Origin of the sequence: Allopusillimonas soli, from assembly GCF_004153445.1 — a bacterium.
Lineage (GTDB): Bacteria > Pseudomonadota > Gammaproteobacteria > Burkholderiales > Burkholderiaceae_B > Allopusillimonas > Allopusillimonas soli.
Genome location: NZ_SDQC01000001.1, coordinates 152,078 through 171,650 on the forward strand (window position 1 = coordinate 152,078; position 19,573 = coordinate 171,650).

The following is a 19,573-nucleotide window of genomic DNA, read 5'->3' on the forward strand; positions in this document are numbered from 1 at the left end:
CCGGCCGTGGCCGCCGGCCGTTCAACAACGCGGGCAGCGCCCTCACCGGCGCCGCCCGCAACACGGCTACCGACTTATGTTTACATATATCGTCAAACGTCTTTTCGGCATGATACCCACCCTGCTTCTGGTGGCGATCGTGGTATTCATGTTCGTGCACGCTCTGCCAGGGGATCCCGCGCGCTTGGCGGCCGGCCCTGAAGCCGACCAGGCCACTGTGGAAGTGGTGCGCCATCAGCTGGGGCTTGATCTGCCGCTGCCTCAACAATTCGTGCGCTATGTCGGCAATCTTCTGCATGGCGATCTCGGCGAATCGCTGCGTACCAAGCGCCCCGTATCCGTGGAGATAGGCGAGCGCTTCGTCCCCACCCTGCTTCTCACTTTGACCAGCATGGTCTGGTCAGTGATATTCGGCCTGGCCATAGGCGTGGTCTCGGCCGTCTGGCGCAACCGACTGCCTGACCGCGCAGGCATGACCGTGGCCGTGTCGGGTATTTCTTTTCCCGCCTTTGCCCTGGGCATGGTGCTCATGCAGATTTTTTCCGTGCAGCTTGGCTGGCTGCCCACAGTAGGGGCAAGCACTTGGCAGCACTATATCCTGCCGTCCATCACGCTGGGTGCCGGCGTGGCGGCAGTCATGGCGCGCTTCACGCGCGCGGCCTTCATCGAAGTCATGCAGGAAGACTATGTGCGCACGGCGCGCGCCAAGGGCCTGGCCGAACGCATCGTCGTCATCAAGCATACTTTTCGCAATGCGCTTATTCCCGTCGTGACCATGATGGGTCTGCAGTTCGGTTTTCTGCTGGGCGGCTCCATTGTCGTGGAGGCCGTGTTTGCCTGGCCGGGCATGGGCAGCCTGCTGATCGACTCCGTGAACATGCGCGACTACCCCGTGATACAAGGCCTCATCCTGCTGTTCTCGCTGGAGTTCATCGTAATCAATCTGATTGTTGATGTGCTGTATGGCCTCATCAATCCAACCATACGCTACAAATAGGTGACTGCCATGACGCACGCTACAACGACCGCGCACGCGCAGCCGCATATGGACGAAACTCCGGTACGCACGCCCATGCGTGAATTCTGGCGCAAGTTCCGCAAGCAGAAGCTGGCAATGTGGGCCGGCGTCTTTATCGTCCTGCTTATTGTCGTCGCGGTCTTTGCCCCCTGGATCGCGCCCTTCGATGCGGAGAACTACTTCGACTACAACGCGCTGAACAGCCCGCCCAGCCCGACTCACTGGCTGGGGGTCGATTCCCTTGGCCGCGATATCTTCAGCCGCATCCTGATGGGTGCGCGCATCTCGCTGGCGGCCGGCTTTGTGTCCGTGGCGTTGGGCGCACTGGTGGGTACCGTGCTCGGCATGCTGGCAGGCTACTACGAAGGCTGGTGGGACCGCATTACCATGCGTATTTCAGACGTGCTGCTGGCCTTTCCTGGCATTCTGCTGGCGATTGGCGTGGTGGCCGTGCTGGGCTCGAGCATGGTGAATGTGATCATCGCCGTGGCCATCTTCAGCGTGCCCGCCTTTGCGCGTCTGGTGCGAGGCAGCACGCTGGCCATCAAGAACATGACCTACATCGAAGCCATGCGCAGCATCGGCGCATCGGATCGCGTCATTCTGTTCCGCCACATTCTTCCGGGTACCATTTCGCCCATCGTGGTCTATGGCACGATGCGCATCGGCACATCCATCATTACGGCAGCCAGTCTGTCCTTTCTTGGCATGGGTGCCCAACCGCCCACGCCCGAATGGGGAGCCATGTTGAACGAAGCACGCGCCGATATGCTGCTGGCCCCGCATGTGGCCATTTTCCCCGCATTGGCCATCTTCCTGACCGTACTGGCCTTCAATCTGCTTGGCGACGGCCTGCGCGACGCGCTGGATCCCAAGATAGAACAATGACGAACACCTCGGCCATGGGACGGCCGAATTTTCTGGATGGACCATGCAGGATATGAATCATTTCGATGCGCCCCGCGTCGGCATACTGCCCGCGGGAGAGCGCAATCGCATCAGCGATGTGGCAGGCGTACGGGTTGGCCATACAACGCTTGAACAGGGCGATATCCAGACGGGCGTCACCGCCATTCATCCGCACAATGGCGATATTTTCCTGGAAAAAGCGCCCGCCGCCGTCACGATCATCAACGGCTTTGGCAAAAGCATAGGCCTGGTTCAACTGCGCGAGCTGGGCGTCATCGAGACACCCATCGCACTGACCAATACATTTTCCGTGGGTGAAATCGCCACCGCTCAACTCAAGCTGGCCACCGCCGCGCATACCGAGATCGGGCGCAGCTGGCCCACGCTCAATCCGCTGGTGCTCGAATGCCACGACGGCTATCTCAATGACATCCAGGCCTTCGCCGTGCGCCAGTCGCACTATGAGCAGGCCGTGGCTAGCGCCGGCGCGGATTTCGCGCAGGGCGCGGTCGGCGCGGGACGCGGCATGTCCTGTTTCCGCCTGAAAGGAGGCATAGGATCGGCATCGCGCCTGGCTGTGTGGGAAGATGGCGCACGCCACACCGTGGGCGCCCTCGTCCTGGCAAACTTTGGCCGCCTTCCCAGCCTGGTTGTGGGCGGTGTACCCGTGGGCCGTATGCTGGCAAGCGAGCAGGCTGCCCCCCAGGCCAGCGGCATGCTGGCCGAACAGGACAAGGGATCCATCATTATCGTGCTTGCCACCGATGCATCGCTGGACACGCGCCAGTTGGGCAGGCTGTCCCGACGGGCCGCCGCGGGCCTGGCGCGCACCGGCTCATTCTACGGCCATGGCAGCGGCGATATTGCTCTGGCCTTCAGCACCGCCTATCGCATTCCCTTTCAGGCCGACGCAGCCATGCCCAGCGTGACCACATTGCACGAAACGCGCATGGACGCCCTTTTCGAAGCAACCGCCGAGGCAACCGAACAGGCCATCATCAACGCATTGTGGGCGGCCATCACCGTATCTGGCCGGGACGGGCATATACGAACCGCCATCCACGAACTGCTGCCCGACTGGCGCGAGGTATTGGCACAGCAATCCGCCAAAGGGTAGCGTCACATTTCTTTTCCGTCTCGAAGGACGGAGCTTCTGGAGCAGGTAATGAAAATTCTGGTTTCTGTCGACATAGAAGGCGTGGCTGGCGTTACGCATGTCGAGCAGGTGCGTCCCGGCAATCCAGAGTATGAGCGCGCGCGTGCGTGGATGACAGCCGAGGCCGATGCTGCCATCCGCGGCGCGTTCGACGGTGGCGCCACTGAGGTATGGGTCAACGATTCGCACGGCGGCTTTCGCAACCTGCTGCTGGACCGCATGGACGAGCGCGCTTTCATGGTTACCGGAAAACCTCGCTATCTGGGCATGGTTGCCGGCGTGGAAGGCTGCGATGCCGTCTTTCTCATCGGCTACCATGCCGGCGCCGGCCATGAGGGCGTGCTGGCACACACCATCAACAGCGCCGCGTTCCGCTGCGTTACGGTGAATGGCGAAGAGCTGAACGAGGCGGGACTGTACGGCGCACTGGCCGCGGAGCTGGGCACGCCGGTCGCGCTGATGAGCGGCGACGATGTCTTTATCGCCGAAACCCAAGCCCGGTTTCCGGGGGCCATTGCCGTACAGACCAAGCGGGCAAAGGGGCAGTCGACCTGCGTATCGCTTTCCCCCGCGCAATCCTGCCGAGAAATCCGCGCCGCCGCAGCACGCGCGATGGCGGCCGCTCCCTCTCTTCAGGCCAGGCGCATGTCCGGGTCCGTTATGCACTGCGAGCTGAGAACGCAAACACCAGGACAGGCGGACCTGTTCTGTCAGTGGCCCGAGTTGCGGCGCGAGGACGCCACCGCACTGAGCTTTGATGCGCCGACCATGGAAGCCGTGATACGCGTTCTGAATTGCCTCTCAGCCATGTCGTTCATGCTGCGTTGACGAACAGAAACGCGTTGATGATATGAGTCGCAGCATCGAGGCTGACAAGATGCTTAAAAAGTAATTGTTGCAAGCGTCTGTAAAAAATACAATCGTCTTCTCCGCATAGAGAGTAACTCAACGCGGGAATGCGCTTTGCTGAGGTCGTGTCCGTAGTGCCATCCGGAGACAAACATGACCTCAGCAGAAAGAAAGAAGCGCATGCCTGTAGCGCGCTCCCCATCCTGTAGCCTATTCGCGACGCCTTCATTCCAGCAGGCGGCACTCGACCGAGGCATTACCCGGCGGCGATTCGTTCAGGCGGCATTGGCCTTGCCCACCATCATCGCCCTTCCCGCTTGCGGGAGCGATGACCGCAAGGCAATCAAGGTCAGCCGTACTTTCTTTTCAGCACGAGAACAGCGGTTCATCGAGGCGGCCACGGCGCGGCTGATCCCGGGCGACGCCTCCGACCCGGGCGCCCTGGAGGCAGGCGTGCCCTTTTTCATCGATCTGCAGCTTGCCGGACCTTATGGTCGCGCGGATCGATGGTACATGGAAGGACCCTGGGCATCCGGCACCGAGCAACAAGGCTACCAATTGAAAGAAACGCCCGCGCAGCTCTATCGCAAGGCCATTGCAGAGGTGGACGCATACTGCCGCAAGCATTTCAACGGCATGGATTATGCAGACCTGAAAACCAGCGAGCAGGAACAGGTGCTTCATGATCTGGACGAAGACAAGATCCAGCTCAAGGATTTTCCAGGCCAGGCCTTCTTCGCCATTCTTTGGCAGAACACGCAAGAGGGCTTTCTTTCGGATCCCATGTACGGCGGAAACCGGAATTTCGCGGGATGGAAGCTGATCGGCTTTCCGGGACCTCGCTACAACTACGTGAAAGAAATAACAGAGTATGGAAAGCCCTATCCCTTGCCGCCGGTCGGCTTACTGGGACGGGATGGTACACGCATACGCTCATAAGGACAGGCCATGGCAAAAAGACTGACCCCAGTAGACGTTGTTCTGGTCGGGTTTGGCTGGACGGCATCCATCATCGCGCAGGAGCTAACGGAAGAAGGGCTGCAAGTGCTTGCACTGGAGCGCGGCGTGGACCGCGCTACAGTGCCTGATTTCTCGACCACACATATTCAGGACGAGCTCAAGTACGCAGTGCGGGGCGGGCTCTTCCAAGCGCCGGTACGAGAAACACTGAGTTTTCGCAACACGCGGGATCAGCATGCGCTGCCAATGCGCCACCTTGGATCCTTTAGGCCCGGGGCCGGCGTAGGCGGCGCGGGTGTGCACTGGAACGGCCAGACATGGCGCTTTCTCCCCGACGACTTTCTCCTGCGTTCGCATACCGAGGCACGGTACGGGACTGGCTTCATTCCCGATGATCTGACCATACAGGACTGGGGCGTGACATATGAAGACCTGGAGCCCAGCTACGACCGCTTCGAATACTTATGCGGCGTCTCGGGCAAAGCCGGAAACCTGGACGGGACGCAGCAGGCGGAAGGCAACCCCTTCGAAGGCGCGCGGCGGCGCGACTACCCGCTGCCGCCGCTGGAGCGCAGTGTGGGTTCGCTGATGTTCGACAAAGCATCCAAGGAACTGGGCTATCATCCGTTCGCCGCGCCTGCGGCAAACACATCGCGGCCCTATAAGAATCCATTGGGCGTCCAGATGGGGCAATGCACTTACTGCGGGTTCTGCGAATGGTTTGGCTGCGGGAATTACTCGAAGGCGTCTCCACAGTCCACCATACTGCCTGTCCTGTTGAAGAAAGACAATTTTTCATATCGGACAGGCTGCGATGTCACCAGGGTTCTGCTGGACAATACCGGCAAGAAGGCAAAAGGTGTGCTGTACCGGGACCTGAAGGGAGATGAATACGAACAGCCGGCGCAAATCGTCATTTTGTGTGCGTTCGCCCACCACAATGTGCATCTGCTGCTGCTTTCGGGTATCGGGCAACCCTATGATCCGGTGTCGCAAACGGGCGTGACGGGTCGAAACTACGCCTACCAGATCACCTCGTCAGTGGAAGTATTTGTCGACGAGTTGATCAATCCTTATATGGGCGCCGGCGCACTTGGTCAGGCGATTGATGAATTCAATACCGATAACTTCGACCACGGGCCGGAGGGCTTCATCGGAGGCGGCTATATCGCGCTCTGGACTACGGGCGGACGTCCGATACTTCAGCATCATCTGCCCAAGGATGCACCCAAATGGGGGGCGGGATGGAAGAAGGCCATGGCGGAGAACTATCTGAAGAGCGTGTCGGTCTCCACGCACGGCAGCGTTGTCAGTCATCGGGGTGCCTATCTCGATCTGGATCCCAACTACAAGGATATCTACGGCAATCCCATGCTGCGGCTTACCTTTGATTTTCACGACAACGATTACCGAATGTCCGATTTTTTGACGGACAAGGCCGAAGGCATCGCAAAAGCGATGAAACCGCGCTCCATCAATGTCAAGAAGCGCAAGAAGCCATATTCGATCGTACCCTACCAGACCACACACAACACGGGAGGTGCCGTCATGGGCGATGATCCGCGCACCAGCGTCGTCAACCGTTATCTGCAAAGCTGGGATGTACCGAACGTATTCGTGGTGGGGGCCTGCAATTTCCCTCAGAACGCCGGCTACAACCCAACCGGTACGGTTGGCGCGCTCGCATTCTGGGCGGCAGATGCCATACGCACCATGTACCTGAAAAATCCCGGACCGTTGGTCCAGGCATGAATAGGGAGGCGTCATGCACGAAAATAGAAATCAGATCGCCGCTCTGCTGCTGTCTCTCTGTACATCCCTGTCTGCCACCCTCGCTTACGCCCAAGGCACCGAGATCATAGATATTCAACGTGGGCGTTATCTTGCCGCAGCAGGCGATTGCATCTCCTGTCACACCGTCAAGGGCGGCAAGCCGTTTGCAGGCGGCTATCCCGTGGAAACGCCCTTCGGCACCATTTATTCCAGCAATATCACGCCTGATCTGGAAACAGGCATAGGCAACTGGACGCGCGACGATTTCTATCGGGCCATGCACGAGGGAAAGCGCAAGGACGGCAAAAATCTCTATCCGGCCTGTCCTTACCCCTGGTTCACGAAGATGACGCGCGAAGATGTGGACGCGCTAAAGGCCTTTCTGGATACGGTTGAGCCAGTTCGCGCACGCCCGCCCGAGAATGCGTTGATCTGGCCGCTGGGATGGCGGCAACTGGTCACAGGATGGAATCTTCTTTTCTTCGAGCCGGGCGAGTTTGTTGCTGATCCCGATAAATCCGATCTCTGGAACCGGGGCGCGTATCTGGTGCATGGCCTTGGACACTGCGCCGCCTGCCACACGCCCAAGAACTTCCTTGGCGCATCGGATCACGATCGCTTCATGCAAGGTGGTGATGCAGGCGAGAGCTGGTTTGCGCCCAGCCTGACAGGAAATGGGCGCGACGGGCTCGGTAGCTGGTCGACCGAGGATATTGTGCAGTATCTGAAAACCGGCGCGAACCGAGATACCGCCAGTACCGGCCCAATGACCGAAGTCATCATGAACTCAACGCAGCATCTCAGCCGGAAAGATCTTCTTGCCATGGCAACCTATCTCAAGGATATTCCGGCACACAAAACAGAGGATAAGCGCCGTGAAGCAATCAGCGCCGACACCATGACGCGCGGCAAGGGCATCTACATGGATCAATGCATGGGCTGCCACATGGCCGACGGCCGGGGCCAGAAGCATGCGTTCCCGCCCCTGGCGGACAGTCCGCCCATACAAGCCGCCAAACCCCAGACATTGATACAGGTCGTGCTGACCGGCGATCATATGGCGGATCCGCCGGAGTTGCCCACAGGATTGGCCATGCCAGGCTTCGATTGGAAGCTGGATGATCAACAGGTGGCCGATGTCCTGACATATGTGCGCAACAGCTGGGGAAACCAGGCGCCCGCCGTGAGTGCCGAACAGGTGAAGGCGGTGCGGGAAGCTGTGCACGAGTATGGGCCGCGCTACAAGCGCCTTATTACCCATGAGCCGCACTAGAGTCTGTCATGCCGCAGTTGATGGAGCGCTCGCAAGTCCTGTTGGTGAAGCTCATCCTCTTTGTGCCCGCCGGCATGCTTGTTCTTACGATAGTCGGCATGGTCTGGAGCACAACATCGCCGGTGGAGCCGGGCGTAGCCGTGCCGCAGCCCATTCCGTTCAGTCACAAGCACCATGTGGGAGACGACGGCATAGACTGCCGCTATTGCCATACATCGGTCGAAACCTCGGCCTCGGCAGGGATGCCGACCACCGGAATTTGCCTGACTTGTCACTCACAGCTGTTCCGCGACGCTCCCGCACTGGCGCCGCTGCACGAGAGCATGCGCCAGGACAAGCCCATCGCTTGGAACCGGGTGTATGACCTGCCTGACTTTGTGTTCTTCAATCACAGTATTCATGTGAACAAGGGCATCGCCTGCGTGAGCTGCCACGGTCGCGTGGACCAGATGCCGGTACTGGTCCGTCAGCAATCGCTCGATATGCAATGGTGCCTGGGGTGTCATCGGGACCCATCGAGCAAGGTTGTGCCGCTGAATCATGTCACGTCCATGCGAACGCTGCCCAAGCTCACTGACAGCGAGCGTAATCACCTGCTGCGATTGCTGCAACTGGAAGACACGCAACGACTTACCGACTGTTCCACTTGTCACCGTTGAATAAAAGCCGACCATGAAACGCCAGGACGCCAACGCCATCGATGTACCGCCTCACGCCGGCATGGACAACGGCCGCAGGCGAGTGCTCAAACTCCTGGCCGCGTCAGCGGCGCTGGCCGGCGCGGGGTGCAGCCAGGCGCCCCAGGAGAAGATACTGCCCTATGTTTCCATGCCCGAAGGCCTTGTACCCGGTGACCCGGTTTTCTATGCCAGCACACTGCTGCGCGAAGGCTACGGTGTTGGCGTGCTGGTCGAAGCCGAGTCTGGCCGCCCCATAAAGATAGAGGGTAATACCCTGCATCCGGCCAGCCTGGGTGCGGCCGATGCGCAATCGCAGGCTTCGGTGCTGACGCTGTGGGACCCCGAACGATCGCACATCGTCATGAAGCAGCGACAATTGGCGACCTGGGACGCGGCGCTCGACGCTATTGCACACAGTCTGCGTGGGCCCGACACAGCGCGCGGGAGCGGACTGAGACTGCTGACCGGGCCAGTGTCCTCACCCACGCTGCTCGCGCAGATCGGCGCCATGAAGGCCCGCTATCCAGAGGCGGTATGGCATGTACACGACCCCGCAGGCTGCGATGCGGCATCACGACTTGCCAAGCGGTTGTTCGGCGGCCCCGCGCGCACCATTTATCACCTGGATCGGGCGCGGGTCGTTCTTGCTGTGGACGCAGACCTGTTCGGGCCCGCGCCTGACGGTGTACGCAACGCCCATGATTTCATGCAGTCGCGCCGCGGAACGCCAAGAGCCCATCTGTATGCACTGGAAAGCGCACCAGGCCTTTGCGGCGCACTTGCAGACCATCGTGTCGCGCTGTCCCCCGCCGGCATGGAGGCCGTTCTCGAAGCAATAGCGGCTCATCTCGGCGTGCAAGGCTTGAGGCGTCATCATATGGCCGATGCAGCCGACGAGGAATGGGTACGCGGGTTGGCAGCGCAGCTGCGTGATGCGGCTGGCACGAGCGTGGTTGCGCCCGGAAGCAGCCTATCGGAACACGGACAACTGCTGGCGTGGCAAATCAATGCGCATCTGGGGAATCTGGGCAGGACGCTCACAGTGGCCGCATCAGCGCTGCCAACCAACATCAGTACCGCCGGTGAGCCTTCTTCATCAGTGCGACCGGAAGACATGTCCAGCCTGGTGGATGCAATGCGCCATGAAGCAGTGAACACGCTGATCATGCTGGATGTAAACCCGGTCTATGATGCCCCCGGCTCGCTGGACTTCCAAGATGCATTACAGCATGTGCCGTGCTCCGTTCATATGGGCCTGTACGCCGACGAGACCGCGCACCAGGCAGTATGGCACATACCCATGACGCACGAGCTGGAGTCATGGAGCGACGCGCGCAGCTTCGATGGGACGCCCAGCATCATTCAGCCCGTTATTTCGCCGCTCTATGGCGGACGATCTCCACATACATTGCTCAATCTGCTTGCGCACGGCCAGACGCGTGATGCGCATGCATGCGTTCGCGAGACATGGCGGTCTCTATGGAGACCGGAGAACGACAGCGCGATGGCGGCAAATTGGGAGACATCGCTGCGGCAAGGCGTCGTGGTGGATGCGCAGCCCGACCCCGCATTGAATCTGGACATTCACACGCTAACCGAATTGGCGCTCGGGGGCGGCCACACCGTCTCGCAAGCAGCCGAACTCGTCGCCGTCTTCGCAAACGACAGCAACATCGTAACGGGAAGATATGCGAACAATACATGGCTACAGGAGCTTCCACGCCCTTATACCAAGATCAGCTGGGACAATGCCGCATTGATGAGCCCCGCCACCGCTCGTCGCCATGGGATTCGCAGCGGCGACATTGTGTCGCTTTCGTCTGCGGACGCGCATGCAAAATTGCGGGTGCCTGTCTGGGTTCAGCCTGGCCATGCCGATGGAGTCGTGACGCTACCCCTGGGATACGGACGGCGTCACGGCGGCAGCAACGCGCATGGCCGCGGATTCGACGCCTATCCGCTTCTGGATATGCAACATGCTGCCACGCGCCGCAGCCGCCCGGTATTGCTGCGTGCCACGGGCGATCATCACGCTTTCGCCAGGACCCAGCACGAGATGACCCAGGCGGGCCGCGAACCCGTACGCACCGTAGAGCTGCGGCGGGGGCCAGCCATGCCTGACGGTCACAACATCCAGGACGTACCGCCAACAGGCAAGACAGCGCATCATGGATCTGCTGCCGCTGCGCCCTCCCTGTATCCCGCACGCGAATATGATAGCTATGCCTGGGGCATGTCCGTGGACCTGGATGCCTGCATAGGCTGCAATGCATGCACGCTTGCCTGCCAGGCGGAGAACAACATCCCCGTCGTGGGCCCGGAGGAGGTTGCCCGCGGCCGGGAGATGCACTGGATACGCGTGGATCTCTATTGGGACGATGAGAAACACAAGTCGCAATTTCAACCCATGGCATGTCAGCATTGCGAGAATGCCCCCTGCGAGGTGGTATGCCCGGTCGGCGCAACCATGCATGACAGCGAGGGCCTGAACGTACAAGTCTATAACCGCTGCGTCGGAACCCGCTTCTGCTCCAACAACTGTCCTTACAAGGTGAGGCACTTCAATTTCTTCGACTACGCCAGCAAGGATCCAAGTTCGGCCGCGCATGCCAACCCAGACGTCACGGTACGCCAGCGCGGCGTCATGGAGAAGTGCACCTACTGTCTGCAACGGATCTCTCACGCACGCATTGAAGCCCAGAAATCAGGGCGGGCCATTCAGGACGGCGAAGTAGTGACCGCTTGCCAGGCAACCTGCCCCACCCAGGCCATTGTGTTCGGCGACACCAATGACCCCCAAAGCCGCGTGAGCCGCAGCAAGGCCTCGCCACGCAATTACGCCGTGCTGGACGAGCTGAATACGCGTCCGCGAACCACCTATCTCGCGCGCATCGACAACCCTCTGGCAAAGCTTGGAGACGGAGATGGCTGAGCGCGGCACCCAGGCTGTTTCTCCTGGCACGTCGGAACTCGGACCAGGATGGACCGCGGGCAGTGTTACGGACAGAATATCGGACATTGTTCTCGGACGAGGCGGCCCCTGGACGCACGGCTGGCACGCGCACTGGCGTTGGCGTGGGGCACTGCTGTTGAGCTTTACAGGTGTCGTTGTGCTGCTGGGCGCAAGCACCTGGCTTTTCGTGCGCGGTGTCGGGCTGTTCGGCGTCAATATGCCCGTGGCCTGGGGTTTTGCACTGGGCAATTTCGTATGGTGGATAGGCATAGGCCATGCCGGTACATTCATCTCCGCCATTCTGTTGCTGCTGCGCCAGCGATGGCGCACCTCCATCAATCGCTTTGCTGAGGCCATGACACTGTTTGCCGCCGGTATCGCGGGGCTGTTTCCGATTTTCCATCTGGGCCGCCCGTGGTTCGCATACTGGCTGCTGCCTTATCCAAATCGCATGGAGCTGTGGCCGCAATGGCGTAGCCCGCTGGTCTGGGATATCTTTGCCATCTCCACGTATCTGCTGGTGTCCTTGCTGTTCTGGTATGTGGGTCTGCTTCCCGATCTGGCTTCGCTGCGCGACAAGGCAGCCAGCCGGGGAAAGCGCCTCGCCTACGGTATCTTTGCACTTGGCTGGCGCGGGGAGGCTCGCCATTGGCACCATTATGAGAGCGCCTATCTGCTTCTCGCAGGGCTCGCAACGCCGCTGGTGGTTTCCGTGCATACCGTCGTATCGCTGGATTTCTCCATAGGCAACACACCTGGCTATCACTCGACCATCTTTCCGCCCTATTTTGTCGCGGGCGCGCTGTTCTCAGGCTTTGCCATGGTCATCACGCTGGCCATTCCCCTGCGGCACTACTTCCAACTGCATGCGTTCATCACGCAGCGGCACCTGAACCTGGCCGCCAAGGTCATGCTGGCTTGCAGTCTATTCGTTGCCTATGGCTACGCCTCGGAAATATTCACGGCTTATTACAGCGGAGACAGGTACGAAATCCACATGACGCAGGATCGCTTCACCGGCTTCTATGCACCGGTGTACTGGGCGTACATCGTCTGCAATGTCCTGATTCCCCAATTGCTGTGGTGGCGAAGAATACGGTGCAGCATACCCGCACTGTTTGTCATCAGCATACTTATCAACGTTGGCATGTGGATGGAACGATTCCTGATTGTCGTACAAAGCCTGCATCAGGATTTTCTGCCCTCGTCCTGGGGCAACTTCGTGCCTTCCGTGTGGGACTGGATTTTCCTGCTTTCCTCGATCTGCCTGTTCATATGGCTGTTTCTCATGTTCATTCGCTACCTGCCCATGATTTCCATGGCGGAAATGCGCGGACTGGTACAGGAAACAGCAGAGGAGAAAGCACGATGAAACCGATACTCTATGGAGTGATTGGCCGATTCGAGACGCCCGATGCGCTGCTTGAGGCAATTAATGCCTTGCGTGAGCAGAACGCCGCCATCCAATTGGAGGCTTATGCGCCCTACGCTGTGGAAGGCTTGTCTGAAGCACTGGGCCTGGGTGCCAGCAAAATACCGCTGTTCACGCTAATCGGCGGCGTGATCGGCGGGCTGGGTGGATTTTTCATGCAATGGTATGCCGCAGTCGTGTCCTTTCCTGTCAATATCGGCGGCCGGCCGCTAAACAGCTGGCCGATGTTCATACCCGTGACATTCGAGATGGCCATACTCTGCGCCGCCCTGGCGGCAACCTTCGGCATGCTTGCCATAAATGGATTGCCGCGCCTGTATCATCCGGTATTCAACGCCCCCTGCTTTGATCTCGCCACGCGCGATCGCTACTTTCTTTGTATTCGCACTACGCATCGGCAGGCAGGCGGATTTGACGCCGCCTACTATCGGCAGCGCCTCGAGGATCTGGGCGCAGCAGCCTCCGACGAGGTGTGGTCATGAAGCGGTTGGCGCACCTGCTGCTGGGGCTGCCTGTACTGCTGCAGCTTCCGGGCTGCGAACGCATGATGCACAACATGTACGACCAGCCACGCGGAAACACCTACGGTACGAGCAGTCTGTTCCCAGACGGCGCCGCGTCCCGCACACCCCCGGCTGGCAGCGTGGCGCATGCGCGTGGCGCGAGGCCCGGCTCGTCGAGCGGCCGCCTTGGCGCAGACCGCGCCGAGCGCCGCGCGCGCGATGAAGCCGCACAGACCCAACCGTACCCGATTGATATGAAGCTGCTTGCAAGGGGGCAGTCGCGCTTCTCCATTTACTGTCTTCCATGCCATAGCCCAGTGGGAGATGGCGATGGCCGCATTGTGCGGCGCGGATTTCCGTCGCCGCCCAGCTATCACAGTGAACGTTTGCGCAAGGTGCATGACCGCTATATCTACGACGTCATCAGCAAAGGATATGGGGTCATGGCCTCTTATGCAGACCGTATCGCGCCGGCGGACCGATGGGCGATCGTGGCTTATGTACGCGCCTTGCAAATCAGCCAGCACGCGCGAGTCGATCGTCTGCCAGTGGATATTCAGAAAAAGGCAAGACACGCCCTTTCCGGCGCTGCTTCCCTAACGGAGAATAAGCAATGAGCCTATCCTCTCAATGGAGCAGCATACGCTTGATTATCGGCGGATCGATTGCCATCGCGATCTTCTGCCTGGGTGTCATTGTGGATCGCAAGGCCTTCTTCGCCTGCTGGCTCGCGGCATGGTGGACCTGTGCGGGCGGTGTGCTCGGCGCCCGGGCCAATCTGTGGCTGCACGATTTGTCGGGCGGCGATTGGGGTGTACCGCTGCGCCAGACGTGGTGGCGGATTTCCGCCGCCATGCCAATGCTGCTGGCGCTGATGCTCCCGTTATTTGGCGCAATCTGGCACTTCTATCCCTGGAGCCAGGCGGGCTGGGCCCCGCACTCGTCTCATCCCGAATTCCAGACCTTGTGGCTTTCTCCGCGATTCGTCACGCTTCGCCTTGTTGTTTATGCCGTGTTATGGCAGGCGTTGGCATTGATGCCCATCCGGCGCAAGGGCTTCAGCGCCTTTGGCCTCATCGTCTATGCCATAACCATAGGTCTGGCCTCCGTGGATCTGATCATGTCGCTGGTCCCGCAATGGTATGCCAGTGGATTCGGCCTGCTGGCCATCGCCATGGCCATGAAGCTGGGCTTTGCGCTGGGCGTGGCGGCCGCAGCCAAGCCTGCGAGCCGCAACAGACCGCAGGCAGGTACATTCGCGCCCCAGATCGGACGCGATTGGGGAAACCTGATGCTGATGTATATATTGATGTGGGCGTATCTGGCGTTCACGCAATTCCTGATCATCTGGTCGGAGAACCTGCCTCATGAAATCGCCTGGTATGTGCCGCGGCTCCAGACAGACTGGCTCTGGCTGGGTATCGTACTAACGACGGCGGGTTTCTTCGCGCCGCTGCTGCTGTTGCTGTTTCGTGCCGTCAAGCAGAGCCGGCCGCGCCTGCGCAGTCTTGCCCTAATCCTGTGCGTACTGGGCTGGCTCGAATCCGTGTGGATCACCTTGCCTTCGATCAACGGCATGACATGGCACACGGCCTGGATGGCTCCTCTCGCCATGCTGGCGATGACGGCATTGCTTCTTGCCATGATTCTTTCACCATATCAGGAGATTGAAGCATGAAAAGGCCATTTGACAACGAGGTGCCAATCCGCCGAATGGGCTTGCTGCTCGTGCTCCTGATTGCCGCCATAGCCATTGTGCTGGCCGCAGTCGCTGCCCTGGGCAGAATCTGGCATGTGGGCAACCCACCCGACTGGCAGACAATAGATGCTCGCCGCGGCATTGCACCGGCACTGGAGACCACACCGCAATCGGCACTACGCGCCTACCTTGCCGAGAAGCAGCGTATTGCACAAGATTATGCCTGGATCAACGCATCCCGGCAGTTGGCGCGCATACCCGTCGAGCAGGCCATGCGTGCGCTGACCGAGACGACAGACATTCCAGCCGAACAGCGCAGCGCATACCTCATGGGCCTGGAGACGGACGATGGCGATCACAAATAAAGGAGCGCGGCGATGCGGGTGATTTCCATGCTTCTGCTGGCATGCGCCATGGCCATGGTGCATGCCAGCCCCGCGCCTCTGTTTCACCAGCGCCCCGGCACAGGCCTGCCGCTCGATGCCGTGTTCCGCGACGCGGACGGTCATGTCAGGCAGCTGTCCAGCTATTTTGGAACAAGCCCCGTCATCATGGTGTTTGGCTACTATCATTGCCCGCGCCTGTGCAGCACCATTATGGATGGCGTCTTGCAAGTGGCACGTGAAACGGGCTTGCCGTACACCATTGTCGGCGTAGGCATCGACCCGCGTGAAACGTCGGACGACGCCGCACGCAAACTGAAAGCATACCGCCGCAGCGGAGAAGATACAGGCGCGCTTCATCTGCTGACCGGACAGCAACACCAGATCGCCCGTCTCGCCAAAGCGGCCGGCTTCACCTACAGCTACGATCGAGAGCATGATCAATACAGCCACCCGGCTGGCTTTCTGATTGCCACACCGGATGGCGTCATATCGCGCTATTTCTCCGGGCTGCGCTTCGACAGCCGGGATGTACGCCTGGCCTTGATCGAGGCTTCGGACGAGCGTGTCGGAAGCTTGACGGAACAGGTTCTGCTGCTGTGCAGCCATTATGATCCGTTGGCTGGGCGATATACCGTCACAGTGATGACGGTGGTGCGGATGATAGGCCTCCTGACGCTGATCGGGCTCGCAGGCGGGATATGGATTGCACGCCGCAACGCGCGGAGGCCGTCATGAGCCACGCGTTCACACTCTTTCCGCCCGCGGCCTCCTCCGCCGCGCGAGACACCGATAAGCTCTATCTGGCCCTGGTCGCCTTCTCCACGCTGATAGCGATTGCTTTCATCGTGGTGATCATCATGTTTTGCTATCGATACAGGAAAAAGGCCCGCGTGGATCGCAGGAATGCGCCATCTCATGCCGGCGGCCTCGAAGCCGCATGGACCATCGCACCGATGTTGGTCTTTATGTTGCTTTTCGCATGGGCTGCCCGCGATTATGCGCTGCAGTTCCATGCGCCGCGGAATGCGCTGCGTGTTTTCGTTGTGGCCAAGCAATGGATGTGGAAAGCAGAACATCCGAATGGGCGACGGGAAATCAACACGCTCCATGTGCCTGTCGGCACCCCGGTGCGCTTGATCATGACCTCGCAGGATGTCATACATAGTTTTTTCGTGCCCGCATTGCGCAACAAGCGAGACGTGGTGCCCGGCCGTTACAGCACAATGTGGTTTACAGCGGATCGCGAGGGCGAGTTTCTACTGCTATGCGCCGAGTACTGCGGCACAGATCATGCGGAGATGAAGGGCAGCGTGGTTGCCATGGCGCCCGAAGACTATGCGCAATGGCTGGAGGCTGGCCCCACGCATGCAGGGCTGGCGGCACGAGGCTATACATTGTTTCGCAGGCATGGCTGCATGGGCTGCCACGCCGCTGCATCGTCCGTGCATGCGCCCGAACTGGCCGGACTGCTGGGCCGCACAGTGCATCTGTCCAACGGCGGCACAGTTGTCGCCGACGAGACTTATATCCGCGACGCCATGATGGAGCCCCAGAAAGCGATCGTGGCAGGCTATGACGCCATCATGCCTTCCTTCAAGAACCAACTCAACGAAGAGGAAATCATGGCCATCATAGAATATATCCGCTCGCTCGGTCCGGACACGCTTGCGGGAGAGCGGCCATGAGCAACACAACAGGCGTTGTCGATCCATCCAGAACGGCCCGTTCGGCGCGACCCAGCTATCTTCACGATGGCTATACACTTTGGTCCTGGCTGGTCAGCCACGATCATAAACGCATCGCCATTCTGTACGCACTGTCCATCACCGCCTTTTTCTTCATCGGTGCGGTGGCTGCGGCACTGATGCGGCTGGAGCTCTTCACGCCCGCCGCCGATGTGGTCGATGCCGATACATACAACCGGCTGTTCACCGCGCACGGCGTCATCATGGTCTGGATGTTTCTCATTCCTTCCATCCCATCGGTATTTGGTAATTTTGCGCTGCCTCTCATGATCGGGGCCCGCGATCTTGCGTTCCCTCGCCTGAATCTGCTCAGCTGGTACCTGTATGCGGGTGGCGGTTTGTTCACCATTGCTGCATTGCTGCTGGGTGGCGTCGATACCGGCTGGACTTTCTATACACCCTATTCGTCCGTATTTTCCAATACCCATGTCATCCTGACGCTGGCGGGCGTCCTGATCGTGGGATTCTCATCCATACTGACCGGCCTGAACTTCATCGTGACCGTTCATACGCTGCGCGCTCCCGGCATGGGCTGGTTCGGATTGCCCCTGTTCGTATGGGCCATCTATGCCACCAGCATCATTCTCGTGCTTGCCACACCTGTACTTGCCATAACACTCCTGCTTCTCGCCGCGGAGCGCGTTCTCCACATCGGCCTGTTCAATCCGGCACTGGGTGGGGATCCGCTTCTATTCCAGCACCTGTTCTGGTTCTATTCCCACCCGGCGGTATACATCATGGTGCTGCCCGCCATGGGCGTGGCGAGCGAGATTATTCCCTGCTTTGCGCGCAAGCGAGTGTTCGGTTACCGATTCATGGCTTTTGCCATCATCGGCATCGCAATCATCAGCTTCCTGGTTTGGGGACACCACATGTTTGTCAGCGGCCAGTCAGTCTATGCAAGCATGGTTTTCTCCGTACTCAGTTTCATGGTTGCCGTACCCTCCGCCATCAAGGTGTTCAACTGGACAGCCACCCTATACAAAGGCTCCATTACGTTTTCCGCTCCCATGCTGTATGCGCTTGGCTTCGTCGTTCTCTTTCTCCAAGGCGGATTGACGGGCCTGTTTCTCGCCTCGCTGGCAGTCGACGTGCACGTCACCGACACATACTTCGTCGTCGCGCATTTTCACTACATCATGGTGGGTGGATCGGTCATGGCCTATCTCGGCGCCATGCATTACTGGTGGCCGAAAATCACGGGGCGCCTCTATTCAGAGGCCTGGGCGCGGGCAGCCGCCATCATTATTTTCACGGGCTTCAATCTGACGTTTTTTCCCCAGTACCTGCTCGGCTATGAAGGCATGCCGCGCCGCTACCACACTTATCCCGAGCAGTTTCAGGTGCTTAATGTACTGTCTTCCAGCGGCGCCGCCGTACTGGCCATAGGCTATCTGCTGCCCATAGGCTATCTTCTCTGGTCGCTGTGGCATGGAAAGTGCTCCCCCGACAATCCTTGGCAGGCGACGGGACTCGAATGGAAGACCCGGTCGCCGCCGCCCCAGCATAATTTTGATGAGGAACCGGACGGCTCCGCGCGCCCCTATGACTACCCAGCCGCAGGGAGCGCGGGAGCATGAGCGCCGCATCCGAATTTGCTCGGGCTACCCACGATACGCGCGCTCGCATGGGCATGTGGGTATTCCTGGCATCCGAGATCATGTTCTTCGGGCCGGTGTTCTTTGCGTATGTATACGGACGCCACACCTGGACGCAGGCATTCGAGGCGGCGAGCCGCAGCACAGACCTGGTCTGCGGCACCCTGAATACAGCCCTATTGCTGACCAGCAGCGCTTGCGTCGCCGCGGCATTGCTGCTGGCGGAGCGAAACGCACGCACACAGGCACGGCGCGCGCTGGACTGCGTCATCGTGTTGGGCGCTGCGTTCCTGCTGATCAAAAGCTACGAATATGGCCAGGACTGGCACGAGCACCTAGTGCCTGGACCACATTTTCATGTGGATCAGGCCACTGATCAGGCAGCGGCTCAGCTTTTCTATTTCATTTATTTCTTTGCCACGCTGCTTCACGCTCTGCATATGATCATTGGCCTGGCCTTGATGCTGTACTGCCGCTGCCACCTGAAGCACGACAGCGGACACACAGCTGTACGCCGCCTCGAAATATGCGGGTTGTATTGGCATTTTGTAGATATCGTATGGATATTTCTGTTTCCAGCCTTGTACCTGGCTGGTCGCGCGTCATGACTTGTGCGCTGGACGGCCTGCCGGCTCGAGA

Annotated in this window: 18 protein-coding genes; all 18 read left to right on the forward strand. The window is 59.7% G+C overall.

The window, feature by feature from the left end; all coding sequences use genetic code 11:
- The first annotated feature begins 76 nt into the window (after positions 1–76).
- The 18 genes from gsiC to ERD78_RS00755 all read left to right on the forward strand — a co-directional run bounded on the left by gsiC (position 77) and on the right by ERD78_RS00755 (position 19,542).
- Positions 77–997 (forward strand): glutathione ABC transporter permease GsiC, encoded by a 921-nt coding sequence (gene gsiC / locus ERD78_RS00670; protein ID WP_129967252.1) that lies wholly within the window; start codon positions 77–79, stop codon positions 995–997.
- 9 nt (positions 998–1,006) lie between these two features.
- On the forward strand, positions 1,007–1,906 hold the full coding sequence (gene gsiD / locus ERD78_RS00675) for a glutathione ABC transporter permease GsiD (RefSeq protein WP_129967253.1): 900 nt from the start codon (positions 1,007–1,009) through the stop codon (positions 1,904–1,906).
- A 43-nt stretch (positions 1,907–1,949) separates the two neighbouring features.
- Positions 1,950–3,044 (forward strand): DmpA family aminopeptidase, encoded by a 1,095-nt coding sequence (locus ERD78_RS00680; RefSeq protein ID WP_129967254.1) that lies wholly within the window; start codon positions 1,950–1,952, stop codon positions 3,042–3,044.
- Between the two features lie 48 nt (positions 3,045–3,092).
- Positions 3,093–3,911: a M55 family metallopeptidase gene (locus ERD78_RS00685; protein WP_129967255.1), complete on the forward strand. Its 819-nt coding sequence runs from the start codon at positions 3,093–3,095 to the stop codon at positions 3,909–3,911.
- Between the two features lie 174 nt (positions 3,912–4,085).
- Entirely contained in the window at positions 4,086–4,871 is a 786-nt protein-coding gene (locus ERD78_RS00690) for a gluconate 2-dehydrogenase subunit 3 family protein (protein WP_245152286.1), read from the forward strand.
- A 9-nt stretch (positions 4,872–4,880) separates the two neighbouring features.
- On the forward strand, positions 4,881–6,644 hold the full coding sequence (locus ERD78_RS00695) for a GMC family oxidoreductase (RefSeq protein WP_129967256.1): 1,764 nt from the start codon (positions 4,881–4,883) through the stop codon (positions 6,642–6,644).
- Between the two features lie 13 nt (positions 6,645–6,657).
- Positions 6,658–7,938, forward strand: coding sequence for a c-type cytochrome (locus tag ERD78_RS00700; protein WP_129967257.1), 1,281 nt, complete (start codon positions 6,658–6,660; stop codon positions 7,936–7,938).
- Positions 7,939–7,946: 8 nt separating this feature from the next.
- Positions 7,947–8,597 carry a cytochrome c3 family protein gene (locus ERD78_RS00705; protein ID WP_129967258.1) on the forward strand — a complete coding sequence of 217 codons (651 nt, stop codon included), beginning with the start codon at positions 7,947–7,949 and terminating at the stop codon, positions 8,595–8,597.
- Between the two features lie 13 nt (positions 8,598–8,610).
- On the forward strand, positions 8,611–11,550 hold the full coding sequence (locus ERD78_RS00710) for a 4Fe-4S dicluster domain-containing protein (RefSeq protein ID WP_129967259.1): 2,940 nt from the start codon (positions 8,611–8,613) through the stop codon (positions 11,548–11,550).
- Positions 11,543–12,943 (forward strand): NrfD/PsrC family molybdoenzyme membrane anchor subunit, encoded by a 1,401-nt coding sequence (gene nrfD, locus ERD78_RS00715; protein WP_129967260.1) that lies wholly within the window; start codon positions 11,543–11,545, stop codon positions 12,941–12,943. The genes ERD78_RS00710 and nrfD overlap by 8 nt, the downstream gene beginning before the upstream one ends.
- The gene (locus ERD78_RS00720; RefSeq protein ID WP_129967261.1) at positions 12,940–13,485 is read left to right on the forward strand and encodes a DUF3341 domain-containing protein; all 546 of its coding nucleotides are present in this window, start codon (positions 12,940–12,942) and stop codon (positions 13,483–13,485) included. Before nrfD ends, ERD78_RS00720 begins: the two co-directional genes overlap by 4 nt.
- Positions 13,482–14,123, forward strand: coding sequence for a c-type cytochrome (locus ERD78_RS00725; RefSeq protein ID WP_129967262.1), 642 nt, complete (start codon positions 13,482–13,484; stop codon positions 14,121–14,123). Before ERD78_RS00720 ends, ERD78_RS00725 begins: the two co-directional genes overlap by 4 nt.
- A complete protein-coding gene (locus tag ERD78_RS00730; RefSeq protein WP_129967263.1) occupies positions 14,120–15,184 on the forward strand; it encodes a hypothetical protein in 1,065 nt (354 codons plus the stop codon). The genes ERD78_RS00725 and ERD78_RS00730 overlap by 4 nt, the downstream gene beginning before the upstream one ends.
- Entirely contained in the window at positions 15,181–15,570 is a 390-nt protein-coding gene (locus tag ERD78_RS00735; protein WP_129967264.1) for a hypothetical protein, read from the forward strand. The genes ERD78_RS00730 and ERD78_RS00735 overlap by 4 nt, the downstream gene beginning before the upstream one ends.
- Positions 15,571–15,582: 12 nt before the next feature.
- Positions 15,583–16,326, forward strand: a complete 744-nt coding sequence (locus tag ERD78_RS00740) for an SCO family protein (RefSeq protein ID WP_129967265.1) — start codon at positions 15,583–15,585, stop codon at positions 16,324–16,326.
- The gene (gene coxB / locus ERD78_RS00745; protein ID WP_129967266.1) at positions 16,323–17,276 is read left to right on the forward strand and encodes a cytochrome c oxidase subunit II; all 954 of its coding nucleotides are present in this window, start codon (positions 16,323–16,325) and stop codon (positions 17,274–17,276) included. Before ERD78_RS00740 ends, coxB begins: the two co-directional genes overlap by 4 nt.
- Positions 17,273–18,916: a cytochrome c oxidase subunit I gene (gene ctaD / locus ERD78_RS00750; RefSeq protein ID WP_129967267.1), complete on the forward strand. Its 1,644-nt coding sequence runs from the start codon at positions 17,273–17,275 to the stop codon at positions 18,914–18,916. Before coxB ends, ctaD begins: the two co-directional genes overlap by 4 nt.
- Positions 18,913–19,542, forward strand: coding sequence for a cytochrome c oxidase subunit 3 (locus ERD78_RS00755; RefSeq protein ID WP_129967268.1), 630 nt, complete (start codon positions 18,913–18,915; stop codon positions 19,540–19,542). The genes ctaD and ERD78_RS00755 overlap by 4 nt, the downstream gene beginning before the upstream one ends.
- Positions 19,543–19,573 lie beyond the last annotated feature (31 nt).